The 10,151-nt window shown below is 74.4% G+C and carries 9 protein-coding genes; 4 read left to right on the top strand and 5 right to left on the bottom strand.

Features of this window, described 5'->3' with window-relative positions; all coding sequences use genetic code 11:
- Window positions 1-13: 13 nt before the first annotated feature.
- From ACWDCZ_RS36725 to ACWDCZ_RS36715, 3 genes are all read right to left on the bottom strand, one after another.
- On the bottom strand, window positions 14-862 hold the full coding sequence (locus ACWDCZ_RS36725) for an ABC transporter permease (RefSeq protein WP_449818171.1): 849 nt from the start codon (window positions 860-862) through the stop codon (window positions 14-16).
- Window positions 859-1,797, bottom strand: coding sequence for an ABC transporter ATP-binding protein (locus tag ACWDCZ_RS36720; RefSeq protein ID WP_449818170.1), 939 nt, complete (start codon window positions 1,795-1,797; stop codon window positions 859-861). Before ACWDCZ_RS36720 ends, ACWDCZ_RS36725 begins: the two co-directional genes overlap by 4 nt.
- Before the next feature lie 186 nt (window positions 1,798-1,983).
- The gene (locus tag ACWDCZ_RS36715) at window positions 1,984-3,303 is read right to left on the bottom strand and encodes a cryptochrome/photolyase family protein (RefSeq protein ID WP_449818169.1); all 1,320 of its coding nucleotides are present in this window, start codon (window positions 3,301-3,303) and stop codon (window positions 1,984-1,986) included.
- A 146-nt stretch (window positions 3,304-3,449) separates the two neighbouring features.
- Here ACWDCZ_RS36715 and ACWDCZ_RS36710 point away from each other — a divergent pair, with 146 nt between their 5' ends.
- Window positions 3,450-4,433, top strand: coding sequence for an aldo/keto reductase (locus ACWDCZ_RS36710; protein ID WP_449818168.1), 984 nt, complete (start codon window positions 3,450-3,452; stop codon window positions 4,431-4,433).
- A gap of 39 nt (window positions 4,434-4,472) precedes the next feature.
- On the opposite strand, the gene ACWDCZ_RS36705 is transcribed toward ACWDCZ_RS36710, so the two are convergent.
- Together ACWDCZ_RS36705 and ACWDCZ_RS36700 are read right to left on the bottom strand one after the other, a co-directional pair.
- Entirely contained in the window at window positions 4,473-5,198 is a 726-nt protein-coding gene (locus tag ACWDCZ_RS36705; protein WP_449818167.1) for a DedA family protein, read from the bottom strand.
- Window positions 5,199-5,334: 136 nt separating this feature from the next.
- Complete coding sequence (locus ACWDCZ_RS36700; protein WP_380744567.1) at window positions 5,335-6,564, bottom strand: saccharopine dehydrogenase family protein; 1,230 nt, start codon at window positions 6,562-6,564, stop codon at window positions 5,335-5,337.
- Window positions 6,565-6,648: 84 nt separating this feature from the next.
- Here ACWDCZ_RS36700 and ACWDCZ_RS36695 point away from each other — a divergent pair, with 84 nt between their 5' ends.
- The 3 genes from ACWDCZ_RS36695 to ACWDCZ_RS36685 all read left to right on the top strand — a co-directional run bounded on the left by ACWDCZ_RS36695 (window position 6,649) and on the right by ACWDCZ_RS36685 (window position 10,129).
- Entirely contained in the window at window positions 6,649-8,259 is a 1,611-nt protein-coding gene (locus ACWDCZ_RS36695; RefSeq protein WP_449818166.1) for a flavin-containing monooxygenase, read from the top strand.
- Between the two features lie 355 nt (window positions 8,260-8,614).
- Window positions 8,615-8,848, top strand: coding sequence for a hypothetical protein (locus ACWDCZ_RS36690; RefSeq protein WP_449818165.1), 234 nt, complete (start codon window positions 8,615-8,617; stop codon window positions 8,846-8,848).
- A 57-nt stretch (window positions 8,849-8,905) separates the two neighbouring features.
- Entirely contained in the window at window positions 8,906-10,129 is a 1,224-nt protein-coding gene (locus ACWDCZ_RS36685) for a GNAT family N-acetyltransferase (RefSeq protein WP_449818164.1), read from the top strand.
- Window positions 10,130-10,151 lie beyond the last annotated feature (22 nt).

The following is a 10,151-nucleotide window of genomic DNA, read 5'->3' as shown; positions in this document are numbered from 1 at the left end:
GCACCGGAGTCTCTCAGACGTCGCTGCGCACGAGTCGCACCGCTGCACCGGTCAGGGCGAGCACCGTCCACAGGAGGAAGACCGCCAGCCCGGCGGCGGGCGACAGGGTGGTCGAGTCGTGGTGCAGGGCGAACATCGCCTCGCCCGCGTGGCTGGGCAGGTACGGGCTGATGTGGCTCTGCCAGGACGTGGGGAGCAGCGAGACGAGGCCGGGGACCAGCATCAGGGTGGCCACCAGGACGGAGATGCCACCGGCCACGGAGCGCAGCAGCGCGCCCAGGGCGACGCCGATCACGCCGACGAGGGCGAGGTAGAGGCCCGCGCCGAGCAGTCCGCGGACGGCGCCGGCGCTGGAGAGGTCCATCGCCACGCGGGTGCCGGACAGGATGCCGCTGTCGGTGAGGAAGGCGACGAACACGCCGACGGTGCCGAGCAGCAGGGCGATCACCCCGTACACGGCCGCCTTGGACCAGAGGACCGGCAGGCGGCGCGGCACGGCGGCCAGGGTGGAGCGGATCATGCCGGTCGAGTACTCGCCGGCGGCGATCAGCACGCCGAGGACGCCGAGCGCGAGCTGGGCGAAGTTGGTGCCGAACAGGGACAGGCTCAGGGCGGTGGCGTCGGAGAAGTCCCGGTCCAGGTGCCGGCCGGAGTCGAGCCTGGACTTGAACTGGACGGCGGCGATCAGGCCGAACGCGACCAGGAACAGCAGGGCCAGGCCGAGGGTGATCCAGGTGGAGCGCAGGGACCACAGCTTGGCCCACTCCGAGCGCAGCACGCGGGCGGCGGTGACCTTGTAGACGGGGCGCTCGGGCCCGGGGCCGGCGGGCGTGGCGGTCTGGCTCGGTGCGAGGGTGCTCATGCCGCGCTCCTCGGGCTCTCGACAGTGGTGGTGGTGCCGTGGTACTCGACGGCGTCCCGGGTCAGGTCCATGAACGCCTGCTCCAGGGAGACCGTGCGGGTGGCGAGTTCGAACAGGGCGATGCCGTGCGAGGCGGCGGTCAGGCCGATCTCGCGGGCCGTGCGGCCGGTGACGAGGAGTTCCTCGGAGCCGGAGCGGCCGGAGATCTCCACGCCGGGGCCGGCGAGCAGGGTGCGCAGCCGGGCCGGGTCGGCGCTGGCCACCGTGACGGCGTCGCCGCCGGCCTCGCGGACCAGGTCCTGGACGGTGGTGTCGGCCAGCAGCCGGCCCCGTCCGACGATGATCAGGTGGTCGGCGACGAGGGCGACCTCGCTCATCAGGTGGGAGGAGACGAAGACGGTGCGGCCCTCGGCGGCGAGCGAGGTGAGGAGGTTGCGGATCCACAGGACGCCCTCGGGGTCGAGCCCATTGACCGGCTCGTCGAGCATCACCGTCGCCGGGTCGCCCAGCAGGGCGGCGGCGATCCCCAGCCGCTGGCCCATGCCGAGCGAGAACGCCCCGGCCCGCTTCCGCGCCACCGACCGCAGACCGGTCAGCTCGATCACCTCGTCGACGCGGCGGCGCGGGATGCCGTGGGTGTGGGCCTGCGCCATCAGGTGGTTGAACGCCGAGCGGCCGGGGTGGATCGACCTGGCCTCCAGCAGTGCGCCGACCTCCTGGAGCGGAGCGGCGTGCTCGGCGTAGCGGCGGCCGTTGACGCGCACCGAACCGCCGGTCGGCGCGTCCAGTCCGACGATCATCCGCATGGTGGTGGACTTGCCCGCCCCGTTGGGCCCGAGGAAGCCGGTGACCGTACCCGGCCGGACCGTGAAGTCCAGCCGATCGACGGCGGTCTTCTCCCCGTACCGCTTCGTCAGCTGGTGCGCCTCGATCATCGCTCACCCTCAACGTTCGTGGGCCGGGTCGTCCCGGCCGCCGGTACCTTCCACGCTAGGTTCGACGGCGCCGCGATCTGTGGTACCCGGGGCCGATCATCGCCGGGGCCGTAGTACCGGGGTACCGCCCGTCCGTCCGCCTCCTGGCTCAGCCCAGGCCCTCGCGCTCGGTCCGGGCTATGAAACTCAGTCCAGGCCCCGCCCCCGGCGGAACCGCTCGGTGAGGGCGTCCGGGGTGATGAGCGGCGCCGGGTAGTCGGCGTCGTGCAGCCAGGGGCGGTGGACGGCCGGGCCGGGCAGGTGGGCGAGCTCGGGGACCCAGCGGCGGACGTACGCGCCGTCCGGGTCGTAGCGGTCGGCCTGGCGGAGCGGGTTGAGGACCCGGTTGGGGCGGGTGTCGGTGCCGGTGCCGGCGACCCACTGCCAGTTGAGCTGGTTGTCGGCCACGTCCCCGTCGACCAGCAGCGACAGGAAGTGGGCGGCTCCGATCCGCCAGTCCAGGTACAGGGACTTGGCGAGGAAGCCCGCGGTCAGCAGGCGGGCCCGGTTGTGCATCCAGCCCTCTTCGGCGAGCTGGCGCATCCCGGCGTCGATGATCGGGTACCCGGTGCGGCCCTGCTGCCAGGCTTCGGCCTCGCGCTCGTCCCGGTGCCAGTGGTCGTCCCTGTCCCGGTAGTCGCGGTGGGCGGCGTCCGGGCGGGCGGCGAGCACCTGGTGGTGGAAGTCGCGCCAGGCGAGCTGCCGGACGAAGGCCTGCGCGCCCTCGCCGTCGTGCCGCAGGGCGCGCTCGACGAGTTCGGTGGCGGACAGGCAGCCGAAGTGCAGGTACGGGGAGAGCCGGGAGGTGGCGTCGGCGGCGAGGTCGTCGTGCACCCGCGCGTACGCGTCGACGTCCCAGCGCCGCCACCGCCGCCGGGCCGCGCTCTCGCCGCCGGGCGGCAGCGCGGGCGAGAGCGGTGCGGAGGGTGGGAGGCTGTCGCCGCCGATGCCGTCCGGGGTGTCGAGCGCCCGGGGCGCGCCCAGCACCGTGCGGCGGGGCGTCCGCTGCCAGGCGCGGTGGTACGGGGTGAAGACCGCGTAGTGGTCCCGGCCGGCCGGGGTGATCCGGCCCGCCGGGACGACCGTCAGCGAGGCGTCGTGGACGTGCAGGCGGTCGCCGAACACCTCGCGCAGCCGTTCCTCCCGCCGGTGCGCGAAGGCGCTGACGCCCGCGGCGACGTGGACGGTGGCGGCACCGGCCTCGGCGGCGACCCCGGCGGTCTGCTCGGCGGGCTCGCCGCGGCGCACGACCAGCCGGGAGCCGATCCGGCGCAGCGAGTCGTCCAGGTCGGCGAGGCAGTCGGACAGGAAGGCCAGCCGGTTGGGCGCGGCGAACCCGGCGCCCTCGACGGCGGGGTCCAGGACGAACAGCGGGACGACCCCGTCGGCCGCGGAGCGGGCGGCGTGCAGCACGGGGTTGTCGTGCAGCCGCAGGTCCTGGGTGAACAGGGCGATCGATACGGTCACGGGTGGGGCCTCGCAGGTGGTGCCGACGTCGGTGTCCCCAGCTTTCCACCCGGACGTCCGGAGCCGTCGGCGGTGCGACGCGGTACTACGGTGTGCCCACCGTGCGGCGTGGTGCGCTGGGGTCGCCGCGTGAGAGGCTCGCCCCCATGGAACAGCGCGTACTCGGCCGGACCGGCCGCCCCGTCTCGATCGTCGGACTCGGCACCTGGCAGCTCGGTGCGGACTGGGGGGATGTCCGGGAGGAGGACGCCCTCGCCGTGCTGGAGGCCTCGGTGGAGGCCGGCGTCACCCTCTTCGACACCGCCGACGTCTACGGCGACGGCCGCAGCGAGCGGCTGATCGGCCGCTTCCTGAAGGACCGCCCGGACGCCGGGGTGTTCGTCGCCACCAAGTTCGGCCGCCGGGTCGAGCAGCGGCCCGAGCACTACAACCTCGCCAACTTCCGTGCCTGGGCCGACCGTTCGCGGGACAACCTGGGGGTGGACCGGCTGGACCTGGTGCAGCTGCACTGCCCGCCGACGCCGGTCTACTCCTCGGACGAGGTGTTCGACGCCCTGGACACCCTGGTGGCGGAGGAGCGGATCGCCTCGTACGGGGTGAGCGTGGAGACCTGTGCCGAGGCGCTGACCGCGATCGCGCGCCCGAACATCGCGAGCGTGCAGATCATCCTGAACGCGTTCCGGCTCAAGCCGTTGGAGCAGGTGCTGCCCGCCGCCGAAGCGGCCGGGGTGGGCATCCTCGCCCGGGTGCCGCTGGCCTCGGGGCTGCTGTCCGGCCGGTACGACGAGCACACCGTCTTCGCGGCGGACGACCACCGCACGTACAACCGGCACGGCGAGTCCTTCGACCAGGGGGAGACCTTCTCCGGGGTGGACTTCGCGACGGGCGTCGAGGCGGCGGTGGAGTTCGCCGGGTTCGCGCCCGAGGGGGTGAGCTCGGCGCAGGCGGCGCTGCGCTGGGTCACCCAGCAGCCGGGGGTGACGACGGTGATCCCCGGGGCGCGCAACGTGGCGCAGGCCCGGGCCAACGCGGCGGCCGCCGACTCGGCGCCGCTCCCGCCGGCCACCCTGGCCGCCGTGCGCGAGCTGTACGACCGGCGGATCCGGGCGCGGGTGCACGGCCGCTGGTGACCGGAAGCGGCGGCGGGCGCCGGTGAGGGGGCGGCGGCGTCAGGGCCGTCCGCCCCGCTGCCCGCTGTCCCGCCGCTCTTCCGCCCGCCGCTCCCCGTCCCGCTGCTCTCCGTCCCGCTGCTCTCCGTCCCGTTGGGCCCGGGCCGGGGTGCGGTCGCCCTCCCCGGACCCGCGTCGGCGCAGGAACCACCAGACGGCGAGGGAGACGACGACGAGCGCGCCGATCACCAGGGCGAGGACCCGGCCGACGGTGCCCTCGACCCGGGCGTAGGCGGCTCCGGCGAAGTAGCCGAGCAGGGTGAACCCGACGCCCCAGAGGAGCCCGCCGAGGGCGTTGAACAGGACGAAGCGGCGGTAGGGCATCCGGGACATGCCGGCCAGGGTGGGCACCATGGCGCGGAAGAAGGCGACGAACCGGCCGAAGAAGACGGCGGCCGGCCCGCGTCGGCGGATCAGCTCCTGCGCCTGGTCGACCCGGTTGGCGTGGCGCCGCATCGGGCGGGTGTCGAGGATCCTCGGGCCGAGGTGGCGGCCGATCTCGTAGCCGGCGGTGTCGCCGAGGACGGCCGCGCAGACCACGGCCAGGACGAGCCAGCCGACCGGGGCCCTGCCCTGGTGGGCGAGGAACCCGCCGAGGACGGCGGCGGTCTCGCCCGGGAGGAAGAAGCTGAAGAAGAGGGCGTCCTCGGCGAACACGAGGGCCGCGACGACCACGCAGACGACCGGGCCGGACAGGCCGCTCAGCCAGTCGGTGATCGAGTGCATCGGCCACCCCGCTCGGGATCGGCGCCCCTCTCCGCTCCAATGTAGTGCCTGCCGCCCGTCGGGGGCGCGGGGCGAGGTCGGCCGTCATGGCCGCCCCGATCCGGACCGGGGCGGCCGCGGGTGCGGTGGACGAGTCTCACGGGGTCGGGGTCACGTCGATGACCACGCCGTCGCGGGGGCCGTCGTCGCCGGGAAGGTCGGGCACGTGGCGTGCCAGGTCGAGGAAGAAGCGGTCGGCGTCGATGGCCGTCTCCGGCGGGTGGACGCCGGGGCGGCCACCGGTGCCGTCCAGCAGTTGCGCGAGCCCCAGCGCCAGGGGCAGGCCGGTCGCCTCCGCCATGTCGTCGATCAGCGCCGAGGCTCCGGGCGTGTCGGCGAGCCGGGCCAGGACGGTGACGCGGCGGCCGTCGCGGGTGCCCGTGGCGGCGGCGAAGAACGGTGGCAGTGAGCCGGGTCCCTTGCGGGTCATGGCACCCGCGGTGGCCCGCAGCGCGCGGCCCACCGTGGGTTTGGCGAGTGCGGCCGCCGCGGTCTCGTTGGTGAGTCTTCCGGCGTCGATGTCGCGGCGCAGGACGTCGAGGTAGGCGAGCGTGCCCGGGGTGACGACCATGAGGTTGGCGGCCTCGCCGGCCGGTCGGAAGCTGCGGTGCAGGGTGACCGGCTCGGGGTGGCCGACGGTGTAGGCCGTGCCGGTGCGTCCGGCGGACACGGAGAGCGCGACCGGCTGGAGCGGCCGCCGGTGGACGAGCCGTCCGCCGCTGACCATCGCGACCTTCCCGCTGATCTGCTCCATCCAGTGCACGGCGGCCGCGCTGGGGCGCCCGTCGGGGTCGCTGAGCTGCTCGTCGTCCCCACCGCTGCCGGAGACGTCGACGGGCCAGGCGGTGTACAGGTCCTGGACCTGGTCCAGGTGCCGGACGGCACGTGTGGCCAGCAGATTGCTGACACCGGGGCTGGCGCCCATGCCCACCACCGCACGGACCCCGGCGGCCCGGGCCTCCTCGTCCAGGCCGAGCATCCGCAGGGTCGGCTCCCAGTCGTCGCAGATGTCCAGGTAGTGGGTGCCGGTCGCGATCGCGGCCCGCAGCACGGTCAGGCCGAAGCGGTAGTACGGGCCGACGGTGTTGAGGACGGCGTCCGCGCCCTCCAGGGCGGCGTGCAGGGCGCGGCCGTCGGTGACGTCCACCGTCAGCGCCCGCATCGGCGCGCCACCCGTGCCGCCCTCGTCGAGCCGGCGCACCAGCGTCCGGGCCGCCTCCGGGTTCCGGTCGGCCACGACGATCTCGGTGACGCCGGTGAGTCCGGCGGCCACGCGTACCGCCACGGCGCCCATCGCTCCGGGGCCTCCGAGAGCCAAAATCCTCATTCGGCACTCCATCTATCGTGAGAGTTACGATCGTTATGTCTACGATAGCATTCAGTTCGAACAGTCTTCGGCCGGAGGGGAACCATGACCGACCCGCACACCACGAGCCCGGCCCCGCGCGAAGCGGCCGGCGCCTCACCCGGACACGTGTCCGTCGTCATCGTCGGCGCGGGATTCGCGGGCCTCGGCACGGCCATCCGGCTGCTGCGGGAGGGCCACCGCGACCTGCTGCTCCTGGAGCGGGCCGACGAGGTCGGCGGCACCTGGCGGGACAACGCCTATCCCGGCTGCGCCTGTGACGTGCCCTCGCGCCTGTACTCGTTCTCGTTCGCACCCAACCCCGCCTGGAGCAGGCGCTTCGCGCCCCAGGAGGAGATCGACCGGTACCTGAAGCACTGCGTCGGCCGGTACGGCCTGGCGCCCCACCTGCGGCTCGGCTGCGAACTGCGCCGCGCCACCTGGGACCCCGAGCGGCTGCGCTGGGAGCTGGACACCAGCACCGGACCGCTCAGCGCCGGGCTGCTGGTGATGGCCCAAGGGCCCCTCTCGGAGCCGGCCGTCCCCGCGCTGCCCGGCCTGGCCGGCTTCACCGGAGAGGCGTTCCACTCCGCCGGGTGGCGGCACGACCTGGACCTGTCGGCCAAGCGGGTGGGCGTGATCGGCACCGGCGCGAGCGCCGTCCAGTTCGTCCCCCACCTGCAGCGCACGGCCCGGCAGGTGACCGTCTTCCAGCGCACTCCGTCATGGATCGCCCCGCGCCGGGACCGGCCGGTGCCGGCGTGGCAGCACCGCCTGTTCCAGCTGTCCCCGACGGCGCAGCGACTGGCGCGGGGCTGGGAGTACCTGGCACGGGAGGCGACGCTGCCGGCCCTGCTCGGCAACCGCGCCATGTCCGAGCTGGGGCGCCGGGAGGCCCTGGCCCACCTGCACCGCCAGGTCGAGGACCCCGAGCTGCGGTCCAAGCTGACCCCGGACTACGCGCTGGGCTGCAAGCGGGTCCTGCTCTCCGACGACTACTACCCGGCACTGGTGCAACCCAACGTCCGCGTCGTCACCGACCCGATCGCGAGCATCGGACCGGACACGGTCCTCACCACCCCGCGCGGCGGCACCCCGGCCGCGTCCGCCGGCACCGCGCATCCGGTGGACGTCCTGGTCTTCGGAACCGGATTCCGGGTCACCGACGCCTCCTACGCGAAGCACGTCATCGGTGGTGACGGACGGTCCCTGGACGAGGTCTGGCAGGGCAGCCCGCAGGCACACCTCGGCACGACCGTCGCGGGATTCCCCAACCTGTTCCTGATGGCGGGACCCAACACGGGCGTGGGACACACCAGCCTCATCCACATGATCGAGTCGCAGATCAACTACCTCCTCAGCACCCTGCGGCTGATGCGGAGCCGCGGTCTGGGCTCCGTGGACGTGCGCGCGGAGGCGCAGCACGCGTACAACGCCGAACTGGAGGAGCGGATGGCCCCCACGGTCTGGGCCGCGGGCGGCTGTTCCGGCTGGTACCAGGACCGCACGGGCCGTGTCACCACCATCTGGCCCGCGTCGACCTGGCGGTTCCGCCGCCGGACCCGGGCCATCGACCCGGACGAGTACGTCCTGACGGCGCCGCGCGTCGCCCCGGACCGGTCCGGCTCCGACGGGCCCGTCCGCGCGGGCGCCGGTGAAGCGCAGCCGGGGTCATGACGGGTTCACACCGCCGCCGGGCGAACGGCTGTGCCCGCGGCCACCGGAGACTCCTGTCCTGGGAGACGTCGGTGGCCGCGCCCCGTACCCCCGCCGCCCGGCTCGTCGCCTTCGAGGCGTCGAGCACCCTGCTCTTCGCGGTGCCGATGCTGGTGGTCACCACGTCAGGCCGGCCCAGCGTGCCCGAATGGGCCCAGTTGCTGGGGCTCGCCCTGCTCCTCACGATGATCGCGGCGCTGGTGCACACGTGTCGGCTGACCACCGCCGAGGGGCTGCGGCTGGTCACCGGTGGGGCCGCCGGGCAGGGCGAGCGGGCGGCCGGGCGGCTGCGCCAACAGGCCGGAGCGGAGGGCGGTTGGCGTGGCTGCTGGTCCTGTATCCGGCGGTGCTGGCGATCCTGCTGCCCGTCCCCGACACCTGGGTGCGTTTCTGGTTCTGGTCCACGGTGCTGCTCGGCCTCTCCGCGATGCTCTCGCTCGGCTCACTGCTGCGCGGCGCGGGCCACCCGGACCGCCGGCACGGAGGACTTCCGACGCCCCCTGATCCGACGCCCCCTAATTCGGTTGACCCGGTCGCGCGGCCGCGCTGAACTTCGGGGGGCGCCAAACGAAGTGGTGCCGGCAACACGGGGAGGCAGCAGCACCACATGGAGATCCGTTCCACGACCGACCAGGACCTCGACGCGTTCGTCGCCACCTTCCACACCGCGCTGGGGCGCTTCTCGGACGCCCCCGGCGCGGACGGCGGCGGGGTCTGGTGGGCCGCGACCGAGATGGACCGCAACCTGCTCGCCGTGGCGGCGGACGGGCGGCCCGTCGGCACCGCCGGTGCGTACACCTTCGAACTCACCCTGCCCGGGCAGGTCGTCATCCCGACCTCCGGGGTGACGGCCGTCGGCGTCCTGCCCACCCACCGGCGCCAGGGCGTGCTCACCGCGATGATGCGGCACCAGCTCGCCGAGCTGCGGGGCCGGGGGGAGTTCCTGTCGGTGCTGCTGGCCTCCGAGGCCGGGATCTACGGCCGGTTCGGCTACGGCCCGGCGACGTACACCCAGCGGCTGACGGTGCAGCGCCACCAGGCCGCCTTCGCCGCGCCCCGGGCGGCGCGGTCGGCGGTCGGGGCTCAGGCGGGCGGTTCGGTCGAACTGTTCAAGCGGGCCGACTGCGGGCGGATCCTCGAGGAGGTCTACGACCGCTACCGCCGCGCCCAGCCCGGCGCGCTGTCCCGGCCGCGCCGCTGGTGGGAGCTGGGCGCGGGCCAGGTGCCGACCGCCCCGACGGCGCGCCACGTCGCCGTCCACCGGGATGCCGACGGAACGCCGGACGGGTACGCCAGCTACGCGATGGACGGGGACACCCTGACGGTCGACGAGACCATCGCCGTCGACGACGCCGGCTACACCGACCTCGCCCGGTTCGTGCTCGGCCACGACCTGGCCGCCCAGGTCGTGCTCAAGCACGTCCCGGCGGAGCACCCGCTGCGCTGGCAGCTGGAGGACTTCCGCGCCGTCCAGCCGGGCGGCGAGACGGACTGGCTCTGGGTGCGGCTGCTGGACGTCCCGCGCGCGCTGACCTCGCGCGGCTGGTTCACGGACGGCGAGCTCGTCCTGGACGTCGACGACCCGTTCCTCGGCGAGCACCACCGCCACCTGCTGACCGTCCGGGACGGGAAGGCCGAGTGCGTCCCGACCGACCGGGAGCCGGACCTCTCCCTGGACATCCGGGACTTGGGCGCGGTCTACCTCGGCGGCACCGCCCCGAGCGCGCTCGTCCGGGCCGGGCACGTCCTGGCCCACCGCCCCGGCGCGGCCGCCCTCGCCGACGCCCTGTTCCGCGCCGAGCGCACGCCGCACTGCCTGCACTGGTTCTGATCCGGCGGCCGCCACCCGCGAC

It is taken from the genome of Kitasatospora sp. NPDC001225 (assembly GCF_053597855.1).
Note: the sequence above shows the minus strand (reverse complement) of the source record. Positions and strands in the feature narration are given on the sequence as shown.

Coding starts and splice junctions, on each gene's coding strand:
- ACWDCZ_RS36725 (WP_449818171.1), bottom strand. CDS start 862: ATGAGCACCCTCGCACCGAGCCAGACCGCCACGCCCGCCGGCCCCGGG.
- ACWDCZ_RS36720 (WP_449818170.1), bottom strand. CDS start 1,797: ATGATCGAGGCGCACCAGCTGACGAAGCGGTACGGGGAGAAGACCGCC.
- ACWDCZ_RS36710 (WP_449818168.1), top strand. CDS start 3,450: ATGGAACAGCGCGTACTCGGCCGGACCGGCCGCCCCGTCTCGATCGTC.
- ACWDCZ_RS36705 (WP_449818167.1), bottom strand. CDS start 5,198: ATGCACTCGATCACCGACTGGCTGAGCGGCCTGTCCGGCCCGGTCGTC.
- ACWDCZ_RS36700 (WP_380744567.1), bottom strand. CDS start 6,564: ATGAGGATTTTGGCTCTCGGAGGCCCCGGAGCGATGGGCGCCGTGGCG.
- ACWDCZ_RS36695 (WP_449818166.1), top strand. CDS start 6,649: ATGACCGACCCGCACACCACGAGCCCGGCCCCGCGCGAAGCGGCCGGC.
- ACWDCZ_RS36685 (WP_449818164.1), top strand. CDS start 8,906: ATGGAGATCCGTTCCACGACCGACCAGGACCTCGACGCGTTCGTCGCC.